Source organism: Streptomyces sp. NPDC086989 (assembly GCF_044745505.1).
Classification (GTDB): Bacteria; Actinomycetota; Actinomycetes; order Streptomycetales; family Streptomycetaceae; genus Streptomyces.
The window spans coordinates 132,745-156,235 of the sequence record NZ_JBIVAL010000013.1 but is presented as its reverse complement, the minus strand read 5'-3'; the positions used below and the strand labels follow the sequence as shown (position 1 = coordinate 156,235).

Below are 23,491 nucleotides of genomic sequence, written 5' to 3'. Positions count from 1 at the left end.
CCTGTCTGCGACGGGGTGGGGGTGGCACCCCCACCCCGTCCCGAGGAGAGGAGAAGGGGCATGCGCCGCTTCGGAAGGACCCTGGCCGCGGCCGCCCTGGCCCTGGCCGTGGTCGGGGGGACCGCGGGATGGGCTGTCGGCGACAGTGCTCAGGCGGTCACCGGGCCGCCGCCGGGCGCCGCCGCCTGGCGGGCCGACACCGCGGCCGGACGGCCGCTGCCCGACCCGGCCGGCACCCCGCCGCACGAGGTGGCCCGGTTCTTCGCCGGGCTGGACGACGCGGAGCGCCGGGAGCTCGTACGGCGCCATCCGCTGACGGTGGGCAACCTCGACGGCGCCCCCGTCACCCTCCGGTACGAGGCCAACCGGCTGGCCATCCTGGCGACCGGCGAGGCGCGCTACGCCTCGCTCGCCTCGCCGGGGCGCCGGATCCTCGCCTTCGATCCGCGCGGGCGGGGCCAGGTCGTCGAGGTGTTCGGGGATCTGGGGCGGGCCGCCCACGTATCGGTGGTCGTACCGGGTTCGGACAGCGACGCCACCACGTACGACGCGAAGCGCGCGCCGGCCACCGGCCCGGCCGGAATGGCCCGGTCGCTGCGCGCCGCGGCCGGCGAGGACACCGCGGTGATCGCTTGGACCGGCTACACCACCCCCGTCGGGGTCGGCCTGGACGCGGCCTCGGGGCGGCTCGCCGAGGCGGGCGCGGACCGGCTGGTCCGGTTCACGGAGGGACTCGACGCGGTCGGCGCACCCGACCCGGTGCTGTTCTGCCACAGCTACGGCTCGGTGGTCGGGGGCCTGGCGGCCCGGCGTACGGACGCGACCGACCTCGTCGTGTTCGGATCCCCCGGCATGCACGCCGACACCGTCGCCGGCCTGCACACCCGGGCCCGGGTCTGGGCTGCCCGGGGGCCCTCCGACTGGATCGCCGACGTGCCGAACGTGCGGCTCGCCGGGCTCGGCCACGGCGCCGATCCGGCCTCCCCCGCCTTCGGCGCCCGCGCGGTGCCCGCCGGTGACGTGCACGGCCACACCGGCTACCTCGTACCCGGCACCCGGTCCCTGGCGGCCTTCGCCGCGATCGCGAAGGGCGAGGTCCGATGCCTTCCCGTCCGATGAGTTCCCCGACCCTGCTCCGGCGGACGGCCGACCGGATCGAGCGGCAGACCCCCGCCCACCGCGACCGGGCCGTCGACGGGCTGCGCGCCCTGGCCCTGCTGGCCGTGCCCACCGGGCACTGGCTGCTCGGCGGGTTCACCCTCGACGCGGACGGCGGCCTGCACAACGCCAGCCCGCTGTCCGCGTTCGGCGCACTCGCCCCGGCGAGCTGGGTGCTCCAGATGCTCGGCGTCTTCTTCCTGGTCGGCGGGTACGCCTCCGTGCTCTCCTACCACCGCCGCACGGGCTCCGCCGGGACCTGGCTGACGGGCAGGGTCGCCCGGCTGGGGCGGCCGGTGCTCGGCGTCACGGCCGTGTGGGCGCTGGCCGCGCCGGTGCTGTACGCGGCGGGGGTGCCGGAGACCACGCTGCGGACGGGGGCCACGCTGGTGGTCCAACCGCTGTGGTTCGTCGGGGTGTACGTGGTGGTGACCGCCCTGACCCCGTACTGCGTGTGGGCGGCGCACCGCCTCGGCGGCTGGGCGGCTGCCCCGCTGCTCGCCTCGGTCGCGGTCGTGGACTTCCTGCGGTACGGGCCGTTCGCCGGCTCGGTGCCGTCCTGGCTGGCGGTGGTGAACATCCTGCCGGGCTGGCTGTTCGCGTACCAGCTGGGCGTGGACTGGGGCGAGCGGCGGATCGGGCGCCGCGGCGCCTGGCTGCTCCTGGTGGGCGGGACGGTGCTGTTCGCGGCGCTGCTGACGGTGTTCCACTACCCGGCGTCGATGGTGGGGGTGCCGGGCGAGGCGCGCACCAACTCGCACCCGCCGTCGCTGCTGGTGCTCGCCCTGGCCGCGGCGCAGTCGGGGGCGGCGATGCTGCTGCGCGACCGGCTGGCGAGGCTGCTGGCCCGCCCGGCGCTGTGGGCCCCGGTCGTCGTGATCAACCTGTGCGCGATGACGATCCTGTGCTGGCACCAGACGGCCATGCTGGCGGCGGCCGTGCCGGGTTCGTTCGCGGGCGCGCTGGCGGGTCTGACGACGGCGCCGGACAGCCCCGCCTGGATCGCGGCGCGGCTGGCGTGGATGCCGGTGTTCGCGGTGCTGCTGGTGGGCATCGCCCGGTACGCGCGCCGGTTCGAGGAGCCGTGGACCAGGGCGACGGCGGTCCGGCGCACCCTCGCGGGGGTGCTGGCGGCCGGGTTCGCCGTGTTCGCCCTGGGGCTGGCCTAGGCCCTGTCGTCGAACTGCCGTCTGCCCCGCGGGCGACGACGGGAGTTTGACGACAGGGCCTCGGTCACGTCTTGCGGATGGGGCCCTGGCAGCTGTGAGGGGGCGGGTGGGTCAGGCGATCGAGGCGGCGACGATGGCGGCCACCGCCAGGTTGCAGGAGGCCGTGACCCACACCGCCGGGTGCGGCTGGGGATCGACGACGATCGCGCCGAGCTTGCCGGGGGTCACCCAGTCCAGCACCAGGAAGGCCACGCCCATGAGGAGCAGGCCGAGCACGCCGAACGCGGCGGTGGACAGCAGCCCCTTGCCGAAGTCGTCGTACGTGGTCCAGATCGAGGTGAAGACGATCCCGCCGACGCCGAGGAGTGCGGAGCTCAGCATGACGGCCGCGTTCCGGTTGCGCTCCTCCCAGATCTGCTTGGGCAGCTTCCCTGGCGTCAGCACGTCCACCAGGACGATGCCGAGGATCAGCAGGACCAGGCCGAGGGCGCCGAAGGCGCTGGTGCGGCCAAGTCCGTTGACGATGTCGCTCATTGAGAAGCCGTTCTCCGCGGGGGTAGGAAGGACCTGCCGTACCTGACGCGCTCCTGCCGACAGGGTGGCCGAATCTATCGCACGGTCTCGCGGCAGACCATGGGGAGGTCAGGAAATGGTAAAGCTCAGAGCGGCCGAGGCCGGCGAGGCGGAGGCGCTCACCGCCCTCGTGCTCCGCTCCAAGGCGCACTGGGGGTACGACGAGCCCTTTCTGGCCTCCTGCGCGCCGGAACTGCGCATCCGGGCGGGGGAGGTGGCGGGCCGCCGGATCGCGGTGGCCGAAGACCCGTCCGGCGGCCGGGTGCTGGGGCTCGCCTCCCTGGAGGGCGCGCCCCCGGTGGCCCGGCTGGGACTGCTGTTCGTGGAGCCGGACGCCATCGGGCGAGGCGTGGGACGGCGGCTGTACCGTGACGCGCTGCGCCGGGCCGCCGAACTCGGTTTCCGCAGGCTGCTGATCGACTCCGACCCGCATGCGGCCGGGTTCTACCGGGCGATGGGCGCACGGCATGCGACGGCGGCGAACCGGCCCGGCGAAGGCGACGTACCCGCCGGGCTGGTGCGGTTCGAGGTCGCCCCCGCACCGCTCGCCGCCTGGGCGCGGGCCTGGACGGGCGGCGGACCGGCCGTGCACGTGGGCAACGTCGCCGAGTACAACTCCCAGTTCGCCGACGCCACCCTTGACCGTGAGCAGCGGGCCGCACACCACTACGCCTGCCTGGCCGCCTTCTACAGCCCGTGGCCGGGGGCGGTGGTGCTGCCCGCGGCGGTACCGCCGGGCTGGATCGAGCGGGTCGGCCGCCTGCTGGAGTGGGAGGGGGTGGAGGTGTACGACGGCCTGGCGGAGGGGGGCTGCGGGCCGGCTGCGGGTTCCGGACCGTCGGCGGGTGCCGGTCTGTCGGATGTCGTACGGGCCCGGCCGGCGCTGGCCGGGCGGCTGGGCGGGACCGGGCTGCCCCTCGTACCGTGGGGGCTGACGGCGGGCTTCGCGCGGCTGGCCGGCCGGCCGTGGCGGCCCCGCGAGCTGCGGTACGAGTCGAAGTCGGCGGCGCACGGCCTGTTCGGGCGGATCCTGGCGGCCGGCGGCCATCCCCGGATCCTGCTCCCCGGGCAGTGGCCGGCCCCCACCCGGCGGGCGGCTGCCAGGCTGCTGGCCGCCCGGGCCCGGGAGGGCGCGAGCACGGTGCTCAAGTCGGAGCACGGCGTCGGCGGTTCGGGCACGACCGTGGTGAGCGCCGAACGGGTCCGGGCCGCGGGCGGCGCCCGCGCGGTGCTGCGGGGTCTGCCGCGCGGGCCCCTGCTGGTGGAGGAGTACGTGGCCGGGCCGGCCGGTCCGCGGGAGCCGCGCGACCTGACGTACGACGGGTTCGTGGACGGCGCGGGCCTGGTGCACGAGGCGGGCGGCGCGGTGATGGACGTCGCGGGCGCCGGGTACCGCGGGGCGACGGTGGGCCCTGGGGTGGTGCCCGCGTGGGCGCAGGAACCGCTGCTCGCCTTCGGCGGGGCGGTGGGCCGGGAGCTGTCGGCCGCCGGCTACCGGGGCTGGTTCGACGTGGACTTCGTCGCCGACAGGGCGGGGCGGCTGGCGCCGACGGAGGCGAACCTGCGGCTCACCGGGCCGTCGATCGCCTTCATGGTGGCGGCCCGGCTCGACGAGCTGCGGGGCGCGGGGCACCTCGTACGGATCGCGGACCGGGTGGAACTGGGGGCGAGGCTGCCCGAGGCCGCGCTCGACGAGCTGTGCGAGGTCCTGGAGCGGGGCTGCGCGGAGCTCGGGGCGGTGTTCCTGCCCTCGATCCCGACGGGCGCCTTCGACCCGGCGCCCTGGCTGGGCGTGCTGGTGGCCGCGTACAGCAGGGAGGCGCTGGACGCGGCCGAGGCGCTGGTGCGGACGGAGGCGGTCGCCGTGGGGGCGGCGTTCGCCGGAGGTCAGGGGGCCCGGGAGCCGTCGCGGTCGTCGGCCTCTTCGAAGTCGAACGGCGAAGGCGGTTTCCGGGTGAGGTAGAAGGCGAGGACGACGGCCGCGAGCATGAGCGGGATGTTGAAGGCGTAGACGAGGGCGGCCTGGAGGGGCCAGTCGTGCTTGGCCGCGAGCCGGTAGAAGTTGTCCTGCGGCCACCAGGCGATCAGCAGGTAGACCACCGCCAGGTGCGCGGCCCTGGTGGAACGGGGGCTCTGGCCGGGGTCGCGGCGCAGCATCAGCGTGCGGCCGCCGAAGAGGAAGACCAGCCCGGCGGCGAACGAGGCCCCTTCGAACAGGTAGAGCACGAAGAAGAGGAACGCCCAGGGGTTGGGCACGCCGTTCAGGTCGGTCGATCCGGGCCACAGGATCTTCGAGAGGATGAAGAAGATCAGGCCGGTGCCGATCAGGAACGGAATGCCGCAGCCGACGAGCGGGAACGGCGTCGGGGTGCCGTTGCCCGTGGGGGTGTACTTTCCGGAGCCTCCCGCGCCGCCCCGGCCCGGCTTCCGCGCCGCCACCGGCCGGGGCAGGGCCTCCCGGTTCTCCTGGCCCCCGCGGTTGCGGGGCAGGGTGCGCAGCCGGACCACGACGTGCGGCAGCTGCGCCGCGGCCGCCTTCCCGGCGAGGTGTTCGCGCAGCTGCCCGGCGTCCGGCAGGTCGGCGGCCGGGGGCCAGGCCCGGGCTCCGGCGGGCGGTGCCACGTGGGCGGCCAGCCGGCGCGCGCCGCTCTCGTCCTCCGGGAGCTCGGCCACCAGCGCGGCGCCTATGTCCGGGTGGCTCCGGAGGACGGCTTCGAGCGCGTGCGGGTCCAACGCGCCGTCGGCCATGGCGATCCGGTCCCGTCTGCGGCCCCGGAACTCCAGCAGCCCGTCCGGGCGGAGCTCCGCGAGGTCGCCGGTGGGGATGGCGTCGCCGCCGTCGGGCGGGGTGAAGTGGAGCTGCCCGGTACGGGTGTCGGCGGCGCAGCCGGGGAAGGGGGCGCCGATCAGGCAGAGTTGCTCCGCATGGTCCAGCGGGCGCGGCAGCTGCGGGAGTTCGAACCAGGTGCCGGTGCCGGCCGCCTCGGTGAGCCCGTACACGTTGAGCAGCCGGGCTCCGGTGCGCAGGCCGGACTGCAAGGCCTCCTGCTCGTCGAGGAAGAGCCGGTCGCCGGTGACCGTGACCAGGCGCAGCCACCGCAGGGCCGGGTCGAGGTCGCGCCGGCCGCGCGCGCCGCCGCCCGGGGAGCCCGCGTCGGGCCCGGCGGCGGCCCCGGCGTCCCGGAGGAGCAGCCGGGTCGCACCCGCCGGGTCGGTGTGCACGACGGTGACCTGCTCGGTCTCGACAGCCCGGCGGATTGCCTCGGGCGTCCAGGGCGTGCGCTCGGGTACGACGAGGGCGCCGCCCGAGCACAGGGCCCTGGTCCAGCCGGCGGCGAAGGCGGTGAGGTCCGGGTTCTGGGTGATCAGGTGGCGGTCCTCGGGGGCCGGCCGGATGACCTTCGTCCAGGCCTCGTGGGCGGCGAGCAGCCGGGCGTGCCCGATGGGGACGGCGCGCGGAAGGGCCGCTCCGGTGAACAGGACGGCGGCCGTCGCACCGGGCTCCGGCCGCTCCGGTGCTTCGGTGGGCCGGGTGGATATCTCGGTCGCCTCCGCGCCGAGGCGGACCACCCGCCGCCCGCTGCCGTCGTCCAGCCGGGCGTGGTGGGCGGCGTGGGTGAGAAGGACGTACGGGTTGAGGGCGGCGAGCTGCCGCTGCCCGGTCAACGGGACCTCGACGTCGATGACGGCGTAGGTCCCGCCGGCCTTGAGGGCGGCCAGGAGGGCGACGACGATCTCGGTCCGGCGGCCGGTCCCGATCGCCACGACGGCGCCGGGCGGCAGTCCGCCGGCTATCAGGTGGTGCGCCAACTGGTTGGCGCGGAGGTCCAGTTGCGCGTACGTGAGGCTGTCGACGCCGGCGATGACGGCATAGCTTCCCGGGGTGTCCCGCGCCTGCTGCTCGAACAGGTGCAGGACGGTGTCGGCGGTCGTACGACCGGAGCGGTCGGGCCCCGGTCCCTGCGTCGATCCCTGCGTCGTTCCCTGGGTCATTCCCCGATGATGGCACCCGCCACCGACAGTGCGCAGGAGGCTGAACACCCCTCGTACGAGCGGCGGTTCGGTACCGGTCCGGTCGTTCCGTTGACCTCAAGCTTGGTTGAGGTCATAGCGTTCCCCGTATGGACATGGAAGTCACCGCCTGGACATCGCTGCACAGCGCGATGAACGCCCGGCACGACCGGCGCCCGCTCTCCCGGGCGAGCCTGCGCCGGGTCGCCGCATTCGCCCGCCCGCACCGCCGCGGGCTCACCCTCTTCCTGCTGCTCAGCATCGTGACCGCGCTGCTCGCGGTGGCCACCCCGGTCCTCGCCAGCCGGGTGGTGTCCGCCATCGTGGACGGCGGGGACAGCGGTACGGTCACCCGGCTCGCCCTGCTCATCGCTGTCATCGCGGTGGCGGAGGCGGGGCTCGGGCTGCTCACCCGGAAGCTGTCGGCCACGCTCGGGGAAGGGCTGATCCTGGACCTGCGGACGGCCGTCTTCGACCACGTGCAGCGGATGCCGGTGGCCTTCTTCACCCGGACCCGCACCGGCGCCCTCGTCAGCCGGCTCAACAACGACGTGCTCGGCGCCCAGCGGGCGTTCAGCAACACCCTGTCCGGGGTGGTCGCCAACACGGTCACGCTGCTGCTGACGCTGGCCGTGATGCTGGGGATCTCCTGGCAGATCACGCTGCTGGCCCTCGTCCTGCTGCCGGTGTTCGTGCTGCCGGCCCGCCGGATGGGCGCGCGGATGGCCGCCATGCAGCGGGAGGCGTCGGCGCTGAACGCGGCGATGGGCACACAGATGACGGAGCGTTTCTCCGCGCCCGGCGCCACCCTCGTCAAGCTGTTCGGGCGGCCCGCGGACGAATCCGCGGAGTTCGCCGCCCGGGCGGCGCGCGTCCGCGACATCGGGATCCGTACGGCGATGGCCCAGTCGGCGTTCATCACCGCGCTCACCCTGGTATCGGCCCTCGCGCTCGCCCTCGTCTACGGGCTCGGCGGGCACTACGCCCTGCGCGGGACCCTGGACGCCGGCGACGTCGTCGCCCTCGCCCTGCTGCTGACCCGGCTGTACGCCCCGCTGACGGCGCTCGCCGGCGCCCGCGTCGAGGTGATGAGCGCCCTGGTGAGCTTCGAGCGGGTCTTCGAGATCCTCGACCTGAAACCGCTGATCGCCGAGAAGCCGGACGCCGGACGGGTGCCGGACGGGCCGGTGGCCGTGGAGTTCGACCGGGTCTCCTTCGGCTACCCCTCCCCCGACAAGGTCTCGCTCGCCTCCCTGGAGGAGGTGGCGGTCCTCGACGCGCGGGGCGGTACGCAGGTGCTCCACGAGGTGTCCTTCCGCGCCGAACCCGGGCAGATGATCGCCCTCGTCGGCTCGTCCGGGGCCGGGAAGTCGACCATCGCCCAGCTGCTGCCCCGCCTGTACGACGCCGACGCGGGCGCCGTGCGCCTCGGCGGGGTCGACGTACGGGACCTCAGCGCCGACTCCATCCGCGAGACGCTCGGCATGGTCACCCAGGACGGGCACCTGTTCCACGAATCGGTCCGCTCCAACCTGCTGCTGGCCCGGCCGGAGGCGGGCGAGGAGGAGATCTGGGAGGCGCTGCGGCGCGCGCGGCTGGACGGACTGGTCGCCTCGCTGCCGGACGGACTGGACACGGTGGTCGGCGAACGCGGCTACCGCCTTTCGGGCGGCGAGCGGCAGCGGCTGACCATCGCACGGCTGCTGCTGGCCCGGCAGCGGGTGGTGATCCTGGACGAGGCGACGGCGCACCTGGACTCCACCTCGGAGGCGGCGGTGCAGGAGGCACTGGGCGAGGCCCTGGCCGGCCGGACCGCCGTGGTGATCGCGCACCGGCTGTCGACCGTACAGGCGGCCGACCTGATCCTCGTCGTCGAGGACGGCCGGATCGTGGAACGCGGGACGCACCCGGAGCTGCTGGCCGCGGGCGGGCGGTACGAGGAGCTGTACCGGACCCAGTTCGCCGCGGCGGACGCCGCTCCGGGCAGCGCGGTACCGGCTGCCGGAGCATGATGCCGGAAGGCCCCCGCGCCGCGCGGGGGCCTGCGCCGACCGTGGAGAGCGTGGAGCACTTGATGGACATCAAGCTGGAGCTGGTCGCCGTCCCCGTCACCGACGTCGACCGGGCCAAGGCCTTCTACGAGCGGATCGGCTTCCACGCCGATCACGACGTCACCGTGAGCGAGGACATCCGGTTCGTGCAGCTGACCCCGCCGGGGTCGGCCTGCTCGATCGCCCTGGGCAGGGGACTCACCCGGATGGCCCCGGGGTCGCTGGACAACATGCAGGTCGTCGTCACCGACATCGAGGAGGCATACGAGGACCTGCGCGGCCGGGGCATCGAGGTGACGGAGATCCAGGACATGCCGTGGGGCTCGTTCGTGTACTTCTCCGACCCCGACGGCAACGGCTGGGCCGTCCAGCAGACGACGCCGCGCACAACGGCCGCCGAGGACTGAGACCTGCGGACGGGGCGGTCCTCAGCAGGTCCTCAGCGGGTCCTCAGCGGCTCCCCGGCAGGTCCCCGGCAGGGACACTGGGGGGAACTGCACGTTCCTGAAGGGAAGTGACGCCGTGACCACTGTCGCACTGCTGGGCACCGGGATCATGGGGGCGGGGATGGCCCGGAACCTGCTGCGGGCCGGGCTCGGCCTGCGGGTGTGGAACCGGACCCGGGAGAAGGCCGAACCGCTGGCCGCGCAGGGCGCCGTCGTCGCGGACGGCCCGGCCGAGGCGGTGGCCGGCGCCGATGTGGTGCTGACGATGCTCACGGACGGCGAGGCCGTGGCGCAGGCGATGGCCGCCGCGGTGCCCGGGCTGCGCGCGGGCCAGGTGTGGGCGCAGATGAGCACGGTCGGCGTGGCCGCGCTGGAGGAGCTGGCCGGCTTCGCCCGGGAGCACGGGCTGGTGTTCGTGGACGCCCCGGTGCAGGGCACCCGGGGGCCCGCGGAGGCCGGGACGCTGGTGGTGCTCGCCTCCGGACCGGCGGATCCCCGGCTGGATCCGGTGTTCGCCGCGGTGGGCGGCAAGACCCTGCGGGCCGGGGAGGAGGCGGGGGCCGCCACCCGACTCAAGCTGGCCACGGTCGGGTACGCGATCACCTTGACCGCGGCGGTCGGCGAGGCCCTCGCGCTGGCGGAGGGCCTGGGGGTGGACCCGGAGCTGTTCGCGCAGGCCGTGACCGGCGGCCCGATGGACAACCCGTACCTCCAGGCGAAGATGAAGGCCGTCCTCGAACGGGACTTCGCACCCAGCTTCACGGTGCACGGCGCCGAGAAGGACACCGGCCTGATCGCGGAGGCGGCGGACCGGGCGGGCGTGGCAGTCGACCTGGCCCGGGCCACCCACGCCCGCCTCCACCGCGCCGCATCCCTCGGCCACGGCGCCGAGGACATGGCAGCCGCCTACTTCGCGGGCTTCGCGGACGCTGGCCAGGACCTCCCGATCAGGCGCTGAGGAGTGTCGTCAAAGTAGCGTCGGCCGCCCGAAGGGCGGGGTCGCCGGCCAGACGGGACTTTGACGACACGAACCTGGACGTCCGGGGGATGCGGCCGGGCCCTACGGACAGTGGGTCGAGGGGGCCAGGACGTCGAGTTCCTTGAGGGCGTCCAGTGCGATCCGGCGGGTGAGGGCCTCGGCCCGGGCCGCGTCGCCCTCCCGTACGGCCTCGGCGACCCGGACGTGCAGGGTGACGGCGGCCGGGTCGGGGTCGTGGAACATCACGGCGTGCTGCGTACGGCCCGTCAGGACCTCGGCGACGACATCGCCGAGCCGGGCGAACATCTCGTTGCCGGAGGCGCTGAGCACGATCCGGTGGAACGCGACGTCGTGCTCCAGGTATTCGCCGAGCCGGTGGCCGCGCGAGGTGCGGACCATGCCGAGGGCGGCCTCGGTGAGCGCGGCGCACTGCTCGGGGGTGGCCCGCGCGGCGGCGAGGCCGGCCGCGACCGGCTCGATCGCGGAGCGCAGCACGGTCAGGGAGCGCAGCTGGCGCGGCCGGTCGGTGCCGGCGAGGCGCCAGCGGATGACGCGCGGGTCGTAGACGTTCCACTCCTCGGCGGGGCGCACGGTGACGCCGACCCGCCGGCGGGACTCGACCAGCTGCATGGACTCCAGGACGCGGACGACCTCGCGCACCACGGTGCGCGAGGCCTCGAAGCGCTCGGCGATCTCGTCGGTCCGCAGGACGCTGCCCGGCGGGTGCTCGCCCGCGGTGATCGCCAGGCCGAGCGTGTCCAGCACGTGGGAGTGGAGGCCCTGGCCTTCAGTGGTCATGGCGTAAGCGTACGGTGACCCCCTGGCGCGGAAAAGATGTGATGTTTGGCGCCAGCATCTTGAATAAGTACTACTTAATCGGCTTGAGTGAGAGGGTGCACGAACGATGTCGGCGAGGACAGCGGGGTACGACGTGAGCGGCACCGGGCGCGTGCTGGTGGTGATGGGCGTGGCCGGCACGGGCAAGACGACCGTGGGCAGGATGCTCGCGGACGCGCTCGGCCTTCCCTACGTGGAGGGGGACGCCTTCCACCCTGCGGCCAACGTCGCCAAGATGTCCGCCGGCATCCCGCTGGACGACGCCGACCGCCGGCCCTGGCTGGACGCCCTCGACGCGTGGATCCGGGACCGGCCCGCGGGCCGGGGTGCGGTGCTGGCCTCGTCGGCGCTCAAGCGCGCCTACCGCGACCGGCTGCGCAGCGCAGCGCCCGACGCGGTGTTCGTGCACCTGACCGGCGAACGGGCGCTGATCGAGCGGCGGATGGCGGCCCGTACGGGCCATTTCATGCCGGCCGCCCTGCTGGATTCGCAGTTCGCCACGCTGGAGCCGCTCCAGCAGGACGAACTCGGCGTCGCCGTCGACGTGTCCGGATCACCCGAGGAGATCACCGAACGGGCCCTGGCCGCGCTGTCCGCGCTGCCGGGCGCCGGCCGGCCCGCCTCCGCCCCCCGACAAGAGTGAGGAACCCCCACCCGTGACAGGTCTCAGCGTCGAGATACTGGCCGCGGCCGCGCCCGCCCCGATCACGTCGGCCGGGGACACCCGGCTGGGCGTGGCCGTCCTCGCGGCCATCGCGGTCATCGTCCTGCTCATCACCCGCCTCAAGCTGCACGCCTTCCTGGCGCTGACGGTCGGCTCGCTCGCCCTCGGGGTGTTCGCGGGCGCCCCGTTGGGCAAGACCGTCGCCAGTTTCACCGCCGGGCTCGGCGCCACGGTCGCTGGGGTTGGCGTACTGATCGCCCTCGGCGCGATCCTCGGCAGGCTGCTCGCGGACTCGGGCGGCGCGGACGAGATCGTCGACACCATCCTCGCCCGGGCCAAGGGCCGGGCGATGCCCTGGGCCATGGTGCTGATCGCCTCGGTGATCGGACTACCGCTGTTCTTCGAGGTGGGCATCGTGCTGCTGATCCCGGTGGTGCTGATGGTGGCCAAGCGCGGCAACTACTCGCTGATGCGGATCGGTATCCCGGCACTGGCCGGGCTGTCCGTGATGCACGGCCTGATCCCGCCGCACCCCGGCCCGCTCGTCGCCATCGACGCGCTGCACGCGAACCTCGGCGTCACCCTCGCCCTCGGCGTGGTGGTCGCGATCCCGACGGTGATCGTCGCGGGGCCGCTCTTCTCCCGGTACGCGGCCCGCTGGGTGGACGTCCCGGCGCCCGAGCGCATGGTCCCGCAGCGGCCCTCGGCGGAGCTCGCGCACCGCCCCCGGTTCGGGGCGACGGTGTTCACGGTGCTGCTCCCCGTCGCGCTGATGCTGGTCAAGGCACTCGTCGACATCGTTGTCGACGACCCGGCCAGCGGCGTGCAGCGGGTCACGGACGTCGCCGGCTCCCCGCTGATCGCCCTGCTCACGGCGGTACTGGTAGGCATGTTCACCCTCGGCCGGGCGGCCGGGTTCACCAGGGAGCGGCTCTCCACGACCGTCGAGAAGTCGCTGGCCCCCATCGCCGGCATCCTGCTGATCGTGGGCGCCGGCGGCGGCTTCAAGCAGACCCTGATCGACGCAGGCGTCGGCGGGGCGATCCTGGACCTGTCGAAGCAGTGGTCGGTGCCCGCCCTGCTGCTGGCCTGGCTGATAGCGGTCGCCATCCGCCTGGCCACGGGCTCGGCGACGGTCGCCACGATCTCGGCGGCCGGATTGGCGGGTCCGCTCGCCGCCGGGATGTCGACCACGGAGACCGCCCTGCTGGTGCTGGCGATCGGGTCCGGCTCGCTGTTCTTCAGCCACGTCAACGACGCCGGGTTCTGGCTGGTCAAGGAGTACTTCGGGATGACCGTCGGACAGACGGTCAAGACCTGGTCGGTGATGGAGACCATCATCTCGGTGGCCGGCCTGGGCTGTGTCCTGCTGCTGTCACTCGTCCTCTAGCTGGGCGGCGGCCACGGCAAGACCGTTCGCGGCGGTGGCGCAGCGGTCGGCCAGGGCGGCGACCTCGGCGCGGAACGCGTCGGCCTGCGGGCCCCGCCAGTCCAGCGCCTCGGCCGCCGCGTGCAGCCGCTGCGCGTGGGCGTGCAGGGCGGCGGAGTGACCGCGCAGGCCGTCGGCCGGGTCCGGCGGGCCGTGCCGCAGCCGGGTGGCCGGGCTCACCGGCTGCGCCAGGGCTGGACGAGGAGGATGCCGCCGGTGCCGATGAGGCCGATCGTGTGGACGCAGCCCCTGTGCGGGGCGGCCGGGGCGGGGGCCCCGTCCCGGCCCGGAGCGCGCGCGCCGTCCCGGTCGCGGTCCGGACAGCGGTCCCGGTCGCGGTCGCGGTCGAAGAAGGCCCGGACGGCGGCGCCGAGTCCGAGCAGCGGCCGGGCGGGAACCGCCCGGCCGGTGGCCACCTGCCAGCCGGCGTGGTCGTTGAACGGGTTCGCGTCGGTCAGGGCGTGCCAGGCGATCAGGTCCGCGAACGACGGGGACAGCAGCGCGAACGCCCGCTCGGCGCCCCGGTCCCGCACCAGTCGGCGGAACACACGTACGGCCGCCGCCTGCCGGTCCTCGTCCACGGCCCGGAGGATCGCCGCGCAGTCGGGGTCGTCCAGCAGATCGGGGCGTTCGGCGCTCGCCACCCGGATCCGGGCCTTGAGGCCGCACACGGCGAGGCTGACCGCGAGGCTCTCCCGGCCGGTGAGGATCCCGGCGAACCAGCCGGCCCGCGCGACACCCCGGCCGCGCGGGGCCCAGCCCAGACCCGCCGGGTCGGTGAGGGTGCGCAGCAGGGTGCGCCAGCCGTGCCGGGAGCGGCCATGGCGGCGGCCCAGGACGGCGGCCGGCAGCCGGGCCCCGAGGGCCAGTTCGGAAGCGTGCCGGGCGGCCTCACCGACGGCGTCGGCGGCCTCGGCGAGCTCGCGGCACAGGGCATCGAGCAGTTCGCCGTCCGGGTCGGTGGGCGCGGAGGTCGCGGCGTCGGACATGGAATCCTCACGGGATGTCGGTGGGGACGGGTGACGTCAGCGGCGGTCGAGGGTGAGCCGGATGCCGCGCGGATCCAGTGCCGACGGCAGCGGTCCGGGCGGGTCGAGGACCGGGCGGGCGGCGGTGATGCGGCGGTGGCGCAGCACCTCGGCGCAGAGCGCGGTGGTGATCAGCAGGCCCAGCCGGTCGCCCGGGCAGCGGCTCCGGCCGTGGCCGAAGGGGGCCATCCGGATGTCCTCGTCCGCGCCGGGGGTCTTCCAGCGGCCCGGTACGAAGACGTGCGCGGCGGGCACGTGCTCCGGATCGCGCTGGTGGAAGTGGGCGGGCAGCAGGACGGTGGTGCCGGCCGGGTGGCGCACGCCCCGCCACTCGGTCTCGGTACGGGTGACGCGGATCAGGTCGGGCACCACCGGATACAGGCGCAGGGACTCCCGTACGCAGGCGCGCAGCCGGGCCAGTTCCCCCGGGGCGGCGGATCCCGCGGCCGCCTCGGCTGCGGCCTCGGCGGCCGCGGCGTCCTGTTCGGCGGGGTGGGCGGCGAGCAGGAGCAGGGTGCGCAGCAGGGTTGCCGGGATGCCGTCCATGGCCCGCAGCGCCTGGTCCTCGCCGACGATGTGGGCGGGCGCCGTCCAGCCGGGCAGGGTGTGCCCGTCGGCGGCTGCGGCCCGCTCCCTGCCGCGGCGGCGCAACCGGCGGAACAGGCCGGTGAATTGCTCCTCCGCCCGGGCGGGCGCGCCGTCGCCGAGCACGATCCGCCGGGCGGCGCGGGCCACGGCGTGCCGGGCGCGGGCCAGGTCGAGGATGGCGGCGCCGGTCAGGTGCCGGCCCTCCTCGGCGATGACGGCGCGGACCGCGCAGGAAGGCACTCCATCGGTGCCCGCGCCCGCGGCGGGAGCGGTGGCGGTGGCCGGTGTGAGGACCTCATGGGGGTCGCAGTCGTAGAACTGCCGGAGTTCCTGCCGGTCGAGCAGGACGAGTACGGGTCCGGACAGCCCGCGTACGAGGACGGGCGCCCCCTCGTCGCGGTCCCGCAGGGCACGCAGGGTGTCGGCGGAGAACGCCGGGCGGGCGCCTGCGGAGCCGCGGCCGCGGACGAAGAGCGGGAGGGCACGGCCGGCCGCGGACCGCACGGACCCGGCGCGCCCGGCCCGCGCCCGCTGCCCGCGCGAGACGGCCGACTGGGTCGTACTGGGACCGGTCATGTCGGCACCACCTCCCTGGGATCGGGCCGCCGGACCGCGGGCCCGGGCGACGGGGTCCTCCGGCGGGGCGGCCTCGTGGAGCGTGCGCATCCGTGTACCTCCGCGCGCTGCCGGAAACCAACGGTCGGTGACATCGAGCTCACCGTACGTCGGCCTCGCGGGGACCGCGCCCCGAGTGCGGCCCGGGTGGCCGGACGCGTCAGCGGGGAACCGGGGCGAAGACCGCCTCGCGGAAGGCCCGGCGCAGCGGGCCCGGGGGGCGGGTGGGCAGGAGCGCCGCCCATCGGTCGAGCCGCGGGCAGACCCAGACCGTCTGGGCCTCGCCGGACGACCAGGTGCCGTGCGGCCCCGGGTGCCAGAGCAGGCCGCGGGCGGGGGTCAGTTCGCCCGTGCGGATGCGCAGGGAGTCCGCGATCCAGGCGCGGGTGAGGGGGTGGTCCGCCGGGGAGAGGATGTGGCTCAGGAAGCGGGCGAGATCGGCGGTCGGCGCGTACAGGGTGCCGTCGGCGAAGCGGGTGCCGGTCATGCCGAGGGGGTGCCAGATGCGGGTGGCGGCGAGCTCGGCGAGGGGGCTGCCGGTGAGGTGCTCGGCAAGGCGGGTGAGCGCCGTGTGGGCCGCGGGGCCGGTGGAGTGGCTGAGCAGGTGGTGCGCGGTGGTGCCGGGCGGGCTGTCGGCGGCGGCCTCAGCTCCGTACGCCGCGAGCGGGGTGTGCAGCCGCAGCGCGTCTTCGGCGACGAGGCTCCCGATCACGGGCCACAGGGCGAGTACGGGAATCAGCGCGCCGACGTCGGGGTCCGGTCCGGCGGACGGGGACCCGCCGTGCAGCCCGTCCGGACCTCCGAGTGCCCACCCGGCTCCGGGATCCGCCTCCTGCACGGCCGCCCGCACCCGGTCGACCGCATCGACGCCGCCGCCGGGTCCGGGCGCGGCGGCCCCTGCGGACCCTTCGACGCCCTCGGGTGCGACGGGCGGAGGGCCCCCGGCGGTTGCTTCGGCCGGCTCGGGCGGTTCGGCCGGCCCGGGCGTGGTGGCCCGGGCGCTCTGGAGCGTCATGGTTCCTCACGCTAACCACCGCCGGGCCGGGCTCCCGGCGCGGCGCCCCGAGTCGGTGCGGATTCGGTCCGGGCCACCCGAATGCCGGTCGGCCCGTCGCCCGGAAAACCGCGTGCCGTCCACCGGGACGCCTGGCAGGGTCTCCGGGGTGAACCTGATCCTCCCGCCCCGCATCACCGACTCCGCCGCCCGGCTCCGGGACGCCGCCCGAGCGCGCGGGCTGGGCACCGTACAACTGGATTCCTTCTCCGTGCCCGGCGGGCTGCGCGCCGCGCACCTGCACGCCGGCCCGGGGTTCGCGGACGCCGTGGCGCCCCGGCTGGGGATCGGGCTGCTGGAGGCTCCGGCGGACTGGCTGGCGCGGCTGCCGCGGGAGTTCACCGGCCGGGAGGTGCGGCTGGTCCCGCTCCGCGAGGCCTACGGGCTGCGCCGGCCGGTCTTCGTGAAGTCGCCGAACGACAAGTCGATCCCGGCCCTCGTGTACGCGGACGGCTCCCGCCTCCCCGGCCCGGACGCGGTGGATCCCGGGACCGAGGTGCTGGTCAGCGATGTCACGCGGTTCACGGCCGAGTACCGGACGTACCTCCTCGACGGCGCCGTGCACACCGCGAGCCGGTACGCCGAGGACGGCCGCCTGAGCCTCGGTCCGGTGCCGCGCGAGGCGGTGGCCTTCGCCGAGCGGCTGCCGCTCGCCTCCCTCCCGTCCGCGATCGTCGTCGACGTCGGCGTGTCGGACGGCCGCTGGTCGGTGATCGAGGCCAACGCCGCGTGGGCCAGCGGCACGTACCTGTGCGATCCGCAGCGCGCCCTCGACGTCGTCCTGCGCGCCGCCGCGCCCCTGGGCTCGTTCGCGGAGCGCGACCGGGCGTTCCTGCGCTGAAGTCCGTCCGCCGGATCCGGCGGGGCCCGCAGGCGCGAGGGGCGGAGCGCCCTGCGGCGCTCCGCCCCCCCCTGCCCGCCGGTCCCCGTCAGCTCTTGTCGGGCCGGTCCGTCACCCGCAGGGAGTTCAGCAGCGGCTTGCCGTAGCCCCCGTGCGCGACCAAGCGGACGTTGAGCACTCCGTCCGTGACCGTGACCGTATACGTCCTGGTCAGGGCGGTGTACGTGCCCGCCTCCAACGCGATGTCCAGCGAGGGCAGCACCTGCGTGCCCTCGGCCATCACGTCGAAGACCCGCTTGTTCGGCTTCGTCGAGGACAGCTCCGCGAAGCCGAGCTCCACGGTGTACGTGCCGTTCGGGACGTTGTCGAAGCGGTACTCGTACATGCCCTCACGGGCGTTGCGGAACAGCTTCTGGTCGGCCGTACCGGCGATCGTGCGCCCGGTGGAGTGCGTCGAGGAGCTGCCCTGGTATCCGTACGAGCCGGCCGTGTACTTGCGGTCCGGGGACCAGCTGTCCCCGAGCGTGTCCGTGGCCGCGGAGTCGGAGCCCGCGTCCAGGGCGACCTGGTAGCGCGGGACCACGACCTTGACCGGGACGGTGAGGACCGGGCTGCGGCCGCTCACCGAGCTGATCCGCAGGTTCGCCGTGAGGACCGACCCGGCGGCCAGGCCCGTGGTGTCGACGGCCAGGCTCACGGTGGCCTTGCCCCCGATCACCAGGTTCCCGGAGTCGGGGGCGGCCGTCAGCCAGGCCGCGTCCTCGGCCACGGTGAACCGCGAGTCGAGGGTGCCCGTGTTGGTGAGTTCGAGGGTGCGGGTGCGCTTCTGGCCCGCCGGGAGGACGAGCTCCAGGGAGGGCTGGGACGCGGTGACCCGCGCCGTCAACAGGGACTGGCTGACGGTGGTGACGCCGCCCTGTTCCACGGTGAAGGCGTTGGTCACCCCCGTGTACCAGTCGGCCAGGATCGTGTAGGAGTTCCTGCCGGCACCCGCCTGCAGGAGGTAGCCGCCGTCCGCCGCGGTGGTGGCCGTGACGGCTTCGGCGCCGAAGCCGACGGTCACCGTGGCTCCCGCGACACCCTTGCCGTCGTTCGCGTCGAGGATCCGGCCCGTGACCACGCCGCTCTTGGTGGTCCTGAAGGCGATGGCCAGCCCGTCGGTGATGCCGGCCTGGTTGAAGGAGTACTTGAAGGCGTCGGTGCCCGTCGCGTTCTCCACGCCGACCGTGGCCGTGGAGCCGCCCTTGATGCCGGTGCCGCCCGTCCCCTTGTACGTGTAGACGACGGTGCCGTCCTCACTGATCGCCGCCGAGAAGGAGAACTTGTCACTCTGCGCCGACCAGTGCGCCACGTCGCGCCACTCGATGACGTACGTCCGGTGCGGGGCGGTGCCGGTGACGGCGGTGAAGACGCCCGAGCCGCTGCCGGCCGCGCCGACGACCAGGTCGTCCCAGAACGGGTACAGGGCCGCGTTGGGCGTGGCCGTGCTCGGCAGGTCCCCGTTGATGTCACCGGTGTTGTTCCCGCCGAAGCTGACCGTGCCGTTCGTCCCGATCCAGGCCTGGCCGTACGTCTTTCCGTACAGCGGCACCGGGAAGGGGAGGTCGACGCGCTCGGTGGTGTTGTCGCCGGTCAGCGCGAGCTGCCGGTCACCGGCCGCGTACGGGCGGCCGCCCGGGGTGGAGCAGGCGTAGCCGTAGGTGTCGGTGCGCTCGGGCAGCGTGAGCGCGACCGTCGTGTCGCCGGCGACGGTGGTCCGGGCGCTGCCGTCGGTGACGCAGCGGAAGGAGTGCGCGGCCCGCACCTCGTACGTGCCGTGCGGCAGGGTGACCTCGAAGCGGCCCTGCCCGTCGGCGGTCGCGGTCACGGGGGTGTCCGTGACGGTGACGGTGGCGCCCGCGGCGGGTCCGGCGGCGGAGGTGACGGTGCCGGTGAGTTTGGCGGAGGGGGCCTGGACGAGGGTGAAGTCGCCGGTGGCGGTGGCGTTCTCGGTCACCGTGGCGGTGGAGGTCTGCTGGTCGTAGCCGAACTTGGAGGCCGTCAGCGTGTAGTCGCCGACCGGCAGGGAGCGGAAGGTGTAGGTGCCGTCGGCCGCGGTGGTCGTCGTACGGCCGATGGGGCCGGCGGCGGTGACCTTGGCTCCCTCGACCGGCGCGCCGGCGGAGCGGACGGTGCCGGAGACGGCGCCGATGGCCCCGCGCGGGGCGCCCGAGACGGCGGCGAACGCGTCGAGCTTGCCCTCGCCGAACACGTTGTTGTCGGCGGCGTTGCCGCCGCACTGGCCGTTGTCGGTGTCCTGGGCGGTGCCGTTCAGCAGCTGCTCGGTCTGCGCGACGTCGCCTTCGAGGGCGGGGGCCGCGGACCAGAGCAGGGCCACGGTGGCGGCGGTGTGCGGTGAGGCCATGGAGGTGCCGGAGAAGGCCTCGTACGCGCCGCCGGGGACGGAGGAGCGCACGTTCACGCCGGGGGCCGCGATGTTCGGCTTGACGATGCCGCCGGGACCGGCGCCGCGCGAGGAGAACGACGCGATCGCGCCGTTGATGTCGAAGGCGCCGGAGCTGTAGGAGCTCGCGTAGTCGCCGGGCGAGCCGCTGGTGGCGCAGCCGGGGCCGGAGTTCCCGTTGGAGAAGGCGGGGAAGATGCCGGCGGCGCGCCAGGTGTCGACGATCTGCCGGTACCAGTCGTCGTGCGTCGCGCTGCCCCAGGAGTTGTTGACCACGTGCGGGGCGAGGTCGGGGCGCGGGTTGTGGCCGCCGAGGTCGGTGGGGGCGACGATCCACTGGCCGGCGGCGAGGAGGGAGGCCTCGGAGCAGGAGTTGCTCTCGCAGCCCTTGGCGGCGATCCACTTCGCGCCGGGGGCCACACCGATCTTGTTGGCGCCGCCGTCGTCGCCGACCATGGTGCCCATGGTGTGGGTGCCGTGGTCGTTGTTGTCGCAGGGGGCCGCGGTGGGGCAGACGCCGGCCGGATCGAACCAGTTGTAGTTGTGGTCGTAGGACCCGTCCGCGTTCTTGCCGCGGTACTGGCCGTTCACGGCCGGGTGCGTGTAGTCGACGCCGCTGTCGATGTTGGCGACGACGATGCCCTCGCCGCGCACGCCGAGCTGGTCCCAGACCTGCGGGGCCTTGATGCGGTCGACGTTCCACTCGACGGCGTCGGCGGCGGCCTTCTCCCGCCTGCCCTCGGCGGGCTTGGGGAGGGTGACCTTGTCGTCGGCGTCGATCCGGGCGACTTCGGGGCGCTGCGCGAGCGTACCGGCGAGTTTGCGGCTGCCGACGACGCGGACGGCGTTCACGATCCAGTACGAGGTGTACTCGGCCTCGGCGCCGTCCAGGGCCTTGATCACCTCGGCCTGGCTGCGCGCGGCGTGTTCCCGCTTGGTCCGAAGAACCGTTTCTGCTTTGGCCGTGCGGGTCTTCTCGCGACCCGCCGCCGTGAGGTCGGCTGCGCTGTCCAGGTAGACCCAGAAGACGGCCTTGGCGGAGTCGTCGAGCTGGGCACGGAGCTTTGGCTCGACCTTGCGCTCGGCCGCTCCGGGCGTGGGGCCGGGGTCCGGCGCCGCCGCGGCGACCCCTGCGCCGAGGGGCAGGAGCAGGGCTGCGGTGAGAGCGGCGAGCGCCGCGCGTAAGGATCGTCGCCTGTTGCATTGGGCCACGTGTGGTCCTCCTCGGACGCCGTGTGCAGGTTGTGCGGGAAGGGCGTGCGTGACGTGCGCGGTCATGGTGAAGGAGGGGTCATGCACATTACAAGAGGGCCTAATGCGCCGTATTCTGCCGCGCCCGGGTGGCCCTTACCGGCCCGGCGGGCCAGCCTGAAGGCATGACCGATCCGGCGCAGGGAACCACGGCGGGCGTTCCGGCCGGTCCCGGTGTCGCGCTCGCGTCCGCCCGGGGCCGGTGGATCGTGCTGGCCACCGTGCTCGGCTCGACGATGGCCATGCTCGACTCGACCGTCGTCAACGTCGCCCTGCCCTCCATCGGGGTGGACCTCGACGCCGACCTGGCCGTGCTCCAGTGGACGGTCAACGCCTACATGCTCACCCTGGCCGGACTGATCCTCGTCGGCGGCGCGCTCGGGGACCGCTTCGGGCGGCGCCGGATCTTCGTCCTCGGGGTGGTGTGGTTCGCGGGCGCCTCGCTGCTGTGCGGGATCGCACCGAACGCGGGAGTCCTGATCGCCGCGCGGGCCCTTCAGGGTGTCGGCGGCGCCCTGCTGACCCCCGGTTCGCTCGCGCTGATCCAGGGATCGATCGCCGCCGGGGACCGGGCCCGGGCCGTCGGGCTGTGGTCGGGGTTCGGCGGGGTGGGTGCGGCCGTGGGGCCGTTCCTCGGCGGCTGGCTGGTGGACGGGCCCGGCTGGCGCTGGGTGTTCCTGCTGAACGTGCCGGTGGCTGCCGTGTGCGCGCCCGTCGCCCTGCGGCACGTACCGGAATCGCGTGACCCGCAGGCGCACGGGCGGTTCGACGTGCTCGGTGCAGGCCTGGGGGCCGCCGCCCTCGCCCTGGTGACGTACGCGCTGATCGAGGCCCGGTCCGGGTCCGCACTGGTGATCGCGGCGGCGGTCGGGGGCGTGCTGCTGTCCGCCGCGTTCGTGTACGTGGAGCGGCACCGGGCCGATCCGATGATGCCGCCCGACATCTTCGCCTCCCGTCAGTTCACCGCCGTCAACCTGGTGACCCTGTTCGTGTACGCGGCCTTCAGCGGGTTCTTCTTCCTCGTCGTGCTCCAGCTCCAGGTGGTCTCCGGCTACTCGGCGATGGCCGCCGGCGCCGCCCTGCTGCCGACGACCGCGCTGATGCTGATGCTGTCGGCCCGGTCGGGGGCGCTCGGGGAGCGGATCGGGCCGCGGATCCCGCTCACCGTGGGGCCGCTGCTGTGCGCGGCCGGGATGCTGCTGATGTTGCGGGTGGGGCCGGACGCCTCGTACGTACGGGACGTGCTGCCGGCGCTGGTCGTGATGGGCATGGGCATGGTGGCCCTGGTGGCGCCGCTCACGGCGACCGTGCTGTCCTCGGTGGACCCCGGCCGGGCGGGCCTGGCCAGCGGCATCAACAACGCGGCCGCGCGGGCGGCCGGCCTGCTGGCGGTGGCGGCGCTGCCCCTGCTGGCCGGCATGGGGCCGGACGCCTACCGCTCGGCGTCCGAGTTCGACGCCGCCTTCGGGCGGGCCATGCTGTGGTGCACGGGGCTGTTGCTGGCGGGGGCCGCCGTGGCGTGGGCGACCGTACGCAAACCCGTGCCCGGCGCAGGATGCCACCCGCAGTGCCGCACGTACTGCGCGACGACCTCCCCGCCGCTCGAACCCGAGCGGACCGCGGAGCCGTGAGCACCGGGCCATGTGCTGGAACGCCACGGCCGATGTGACGGCCGGGGCGGTCGTCACCGCCGTCGGGATCCTGTGCGTGGCGCGCGTACGGCGGGCTCGCGACCTGCCCGTCGCCGCCCTGCCGTTGCTGCTGGGCGTCCACCAGCTGGTGGAGGCCGCCGTGTGGCGCGCGGGCGGCGGCTGCGGCCCGGCCACCACCGCATGGGTGGTGATCGCGCTGCCGGCGCTGCCGGTGTGGGTGCCGTCCGGAGTCCTGCTCGCGGCCGCCGCGGCGGACCGGCCCAGGCTGTGGGCACCGGCGGCCGTGGGCCTCGCCACCGCCGCGGTGCTCTCGTACTGCCTCGCGACGCGGCCGGCCGTCGCCGAGGTCAGGGGCCACACCCTGGGCTACGGCGTGAAGGTTCCGTGGACGCCGCTCGTCCTGGCGGGCTACCTCTTCGCCACCCTGGGCGCCCTCCTGCTGCCCGGCGACCGGCGGCTGCGCGTGCTCGGCGCGGTGCTCGGCGCCGGGGCATTGGCCTGCTCAGCGCTGTGGAGGCTGGAATTCGCCTCCACCTGGTGCGCCTTCGCGGCGGTCGCGTCCCTGCTGGTGCTGGGGTGGGTCCGGCGCCCGGGCCCCGCCGCCCCAGTGGCGTGACAGGCCGAAAGTTACCTAGACGTATGTAGTGACTTCCCATGCACCCGGCAGTAGAACTCGTTCCCATTCCGCCAGAGAGTGAGGAA

General features: G+C 74.6%; 19 protein-coding genes. 11 read left to right on the top strand and 8 right to left on the bottom strand.

Going from position 1 to position 23,491, the window contains the following annotated elements:
* Positions 1 to 60 precede the first annotated feature (60 nt).
* Complete coding sequence (locus ACIPK4_RS29000; protein WP_402317794.1) at positions 61 to 1,119, top strand: alpha/beta hydrolase; 1,059 nt, start codon at positions 61 to 63, stop codon at positions 1,117 to 1,119.
* Positions 1,116 to 2,327, top strand: a complete 1,212-nt coding sequence (locus ACIPK4_RS28995) for an acyltransferase (RefSeq protein WP_402317791.1) — start codon at positions 1,116 to 1,118, stop codon at positions 2,325 to 2,327. The genes ACIPK4_RS29000 and ACIPK4_RS28995 overlap by 4 nt, the downstream gene beginning before the upstream one ends.
* A gap of 111 nt (positions 2,328 to 2,438) precedes the next feature.
* Here ACIPK4_RS28995 and ACIPK4_RS28990 read toward each other — a convergent pair whose 3' ends face one another.
* A complete protein-coding gene (locus ACIPK4_RS28990; RefSeq protein ID WP_376200585.1) occupies positions 2,439 to 2,861 on the bottom strand; it encodes a DUF350 domain-containing protein in 423 nt (140 codons plus the stop codon).
* A 115-nt stretch (positions 2,862 to 2,976) separates the two neighbouring features.
* Here ACIPK4_RS28990 and ACIPK4_RS28985 point away from each other — a divergent pair, with 115 nt between their 5' ends.
* Positions 2,977 to 4,863, top strand: a complete 1,887-nt coding sequence (locus ACIPK4_RS28985; protein WP_402317789.1) for a GNAT family N-acetyltransferase — start codon at positions 2,977 to 2,979, stop codon at positions 4,861 to 4,863.
* Here the strand turns inward: ACIPK4_RS28985 and ACIPK4_RS28980 are convergent.
* A complete protein-coding gene (locus ACIPK4_RS28980; protein WP_402317786.1) occupies positions 4,788 to 6,893 on the bottom strand; it encodes an AMP-binding protein in 2,106 nt (701 codons plus the stop codon). The genes ACIPK4_RS28985 and ACIPK4_RS28980 overlap by 76 nt on opposite strands.
* 128 nt (positions 6,894 to 7,021) lie before the next feature.
* Between ACIPK4_RS28980 and ACIPK4_RS28975 the strand changes: the two genes are divergently transcribed.
* The 3 genes from ACIPK4_RS28975 (at position 7,022) to ACIPK4_RS28965 (ending at position 10,366) form a co-directional block, all read left to right on the top strand.
* A complete protein-coding gene (locus ACIPK4_RS28975; RefSeq protein WP_402317783.1) occupies positions 7,022 to 8,923 on the top strand; it encodes an ABC transporter ATP-binding protein in 1,902 nt (633 codons plus the stop codon).
* 62 nt (positions 8,924 to 8,985) lie between these two features.
* Positions 8,986 to 9,369, top strand: coding sequence for a VOC family protein (locus ACIPK4_RS28970; RefSeq protein WP_402318053.1), 384 nt, complete (start codon positions 8,986 to 8,988; stop codon positions 9,367 to 9,369).
* Positions 9,370 to 9,484: 115 nt separating this feature from the next.
* Positions 9,485 to 10,366 (top strand): NAD(P)-dependent oxidoreductase, encoded by an 882-nt coding sequence (locus ACIPK4_RS28965; protein WP_402317781.1) that lies wholly within the window; start codon positions 9,485 to 9,487, stop codon positions 10,364 to 10,366.
* Between the two features lie 102 nt (positions 10,367 to 10,468).
* Here the strand turns inward: ACIPK4_RS28965 and ACIPK4_RS28960 are convergent, their stop codons facing one another.
* On the bottom strand, positions 10,469 to 11,185 hold the full coding sequence (locus tag ACIPK4_RS28960; protein WP_402317779.1) for a FadR/GntR family transcriptional regulator: 717 nt from the start codon (positions 11,183 to 11,185) through the stop codon (positions 10,469 to 10,471).
* 106 nt (positions 11,186 to 11,291) lie between these two features.
* Between ACIPK4_RS28960 and ACIPK4_RS28955 the strand changes: the two genes are divergently transcribed.
* Entirely contained in the window at positions 11,292 to 11,867 is a 576-nt protein-coding gene (locus tag ACIPK4_RS28955; RefSeq protein WP_402317776.1) for a gluconokinase, read from the top strand.
* Between the two features lie 13 nt (positions 11,868 to 11,880).
* Positions 11,881 to 13,278, top strand: a complete 1,398-nt coding sequence (locus ACIPK4_RS28950) for a gluconate:H+ symporter (protein ID WP_402317773.1) — start codon at positions 11,881 to 11,883, stop codon at positions 13,276 to 13,278.
* On the opposite strand, the gene ACIPK4_RS28945 is transcribed toward ACIPK4_RS28950, so the two are convergent.
* From ACIPK4_RS28945 to ACIPK4_RS28930, 4 genes are all read right to left on the bottom strand, one after another.
* A complete protein-coding gene (locus ACIPK4_RS28945; protein WP_402317770.1) occupies positions 13,264 to 13,497 on the bottom strand; it encodes a hypothetical protein in 234 nt (77 codons plus the stop codon). The two genes, ACIPK4_RS28950 and ACIPK4_RS28945, sit on opposite strands and share 15 nt — an antisense overlap.
* Entirely contained in the window at positions 13,494 to 14,306 is an 813-nt protein-coding gene (locus ACIPK4_RS28940; RefSeq protein WP_402317767.1) for a hypothetical protein, read from the bottom strand. Before ACIPK4_RS28940 ends, ACIPK4_RS28945 begins: the two co-directional genes overlap by 4 nt.
* Positions 14,307 to 14,342: 36 nt before the next feature.
* Positions 14,343 to 15,599 carry a cytochrome P450 gene (locus ACIPK4_RS28935; RefSeq protein ID WP_402317764.1) on the bottom strand — a complete coding sequence of 419 codons (1,257 nt, stop codon included), beginning with the start codon at positions 15,597 to 15,599 and terminating at the stop codon, positions 14,343 to 14,345.
* A 109-nt stretch (positions 15,600 to 15,708) separates the two neighbouring features.
* Complete coding sequence (locus ACIPK4_RS28930; protein WP_402317762.1) at positions 15,709 to 16,563, bottom strand: hypothetical protein; 855 nt, start codon at positions 16,561 to 16,563, stop codon at positions 15,709 to 15,711.
* A gap of 148 nt (positions 16,564 to 16,711) precedes the next feature.
* Between ACIPK4_RS28930 and ACIPK4_RS28925 the strand changes: the two genes are divergently transcribed.
* Positions 16,712 to 17,443 carry an ATP-grasp domain-containing protein gene (locus ACIPK4_RS28925; protein WP_402317759.1) on the top strand — a complete coding sequence of 244 codons (732 nt, stop codon included), beginning with the start codon at positions 16,712 to 16,714 and terminating at the stop codon, positions 17,441 to 17,443.
* 88 nt (positions 17,444 to 17,531) lie between these two features.
* On the opposite strand, the gene ACIPK4_RS28920 is transcribed toward ACIPK4_RS28925, so the two are convergent.
* Positions 17,532 to 21,164, bottom strand: a complete 3,633-nt coding sequence (locus tag ACIPK4_RS28920; protein ID WP_402318050.1) for a S8 family serine peptidase — start codon at positions 21,162 to 21,164, stop codon at positions 17,532 to 17,534.
* Positions 21,165 to 21,262: 98 nt separating this feature from the next.
* Between ACIPK4_RS28920 and ACIPK4_RS28915 the strand changes: the two genes are divergently transcribed.
* Both ACIPK4_RS28915 and ACIPK4_RS28910 read left to right on the top strand, forming a co-directional pair.
* Positions 21,263 to 22,768, top strand: a complete 1,506-nt coding sequence (locus tag ACIPK4_RS28915; RefSeq protein WP_402317756.1) for an MFS transporter — start codon at positions 21,263 to 21,265, stop codon at positions 22,766 to 22,768.
* 10 nt (positions 22,769 to 22,778) lie between these two features.
* On the top strand, positions 22,779 to 23,405 hold the full coding sequence (locus ACIPK4_RS28910; protein WP_402317753.1) for a DUF6629 family protein: 627 nt from the start codon (positions 22,779 to 22,781) through the stop codon (positions 23,403 to 23,405).
* Positions 23,406 to 23,491: the final 86 nt, after the last annotated feature.

Excerpts from the sequence above, each read along its gene's own strand:
- ACIPK4_RS28955 (WP_402317776.1), top strand. The coding sequence starts at position 11,292 with ATGTCGGCGAGGACAGCGGGGTACGACGTGAGCGGCACCGGGCGCGTG.
- ACIPK4_RS28985 (WP_402317789.1), top strand. The coding sequence starts at position 2,977 with ATGGTAAAGCTCAGAGCGGCCGAGGCCGGCGAGGCGGAGGCGCTCACC.
- ACIPK4_RS28915 (WP_402317756.1), top strand. The coding sequence starts at position 21,263 with ATGACCGATCCGGCGCAGGGAACCACGGCGGGCGTTCCGGCCGGTCCC.
- ACIPK4_RS28970 (WP_402318053.1), top strand. The coding sequence starts at position 8,986 with ATGGACATCAAGCTGGAGCTGGTCGCCGTCCCCGTCACCGACGTCGAC.
- ACIPK4_RS28960 (WP_402317779.1), bottom strand. The coding sequence starts at position 11,185 with ATGACCACTGAAGGCCAGGGCCTCCACTCCCACGTGCTGGACACGCTC.
- ACIPK4_RS28920 (WP_402318050.1), bottom strand. The coding sequence starts at position 21,164 with ATGACCGCGCACGTCACGCACGCCCTTCCCGCACAACCTGCACACGGC.
- ACIPK4_RS28975 (WP_402317783.1), top strand. The coding sequence starts at position 7,022 with ATGGACATGGAAGTCACCGCCTGGACATCGCTGCACAGCGCGATGAAC.
- ACIPK4_RS28910 (WP_402317753.1), top strand. The coding sequence starts at position 22,779 with ATGTGCTGGAACGCCACGGCCGATGTGACGGCCGGGGCGGTCGTCACC.
- ACIPK4_RS28930 (WP_402317762.1), bottom strand. The coding sequence starts at position 16,563 with ATGACGCTCCAGAGCGCCCGGGCCACCACGCCCGGGCCGGCCGAACCG.
- ACIPK4_RS28995 (WP_402317791.1), top strand. The coding sequence starts at position 1,116 with ATGAGTTCCCCGACCCTGCTCCGGCGGACGGCCGACCGGATCGAGCGG.
- ACIPK4_RS28940 (WP_402317767.1), bottom strand. The coding sequence starts at position 14,306 with ATGTCCGACGCCGCGACCTCCGCGCCCACCGACCCGGACGGCGAACTG.
- ACIPK4_RS28935 (WP_402317764.1), bottom strand. The coding sequence starts at position 15,599 with ATGCGCACGCTCCACGAGGCCGCCCCGCCGGAGGACCCCGTCGCCCGG.
- ACIPK4_RS28980 (WP_402317786.1), bottom strand. The coding sequence starts at position 6,893 with ATGACCCAGGGAACGACGCAGGGATCGACGCAGGGACCGGGGCCCGAC.
- ACIPK4_RS29000 (WP_402317794.1), top strand. The coding sequence starts at position 61 with ATGCGCCGCTTCGGAAGGACCCTGGCCGCGGCCGCCCTGGCCCTGGCC.
- ACIPK4_RS28990 (WP_376200585.1), bottom strand. The coding sequence starts at position 2,861 with ATGAGCGACATCGTCAACGGACTTGGCCGCACCAGCGCCTTCGGCGCC.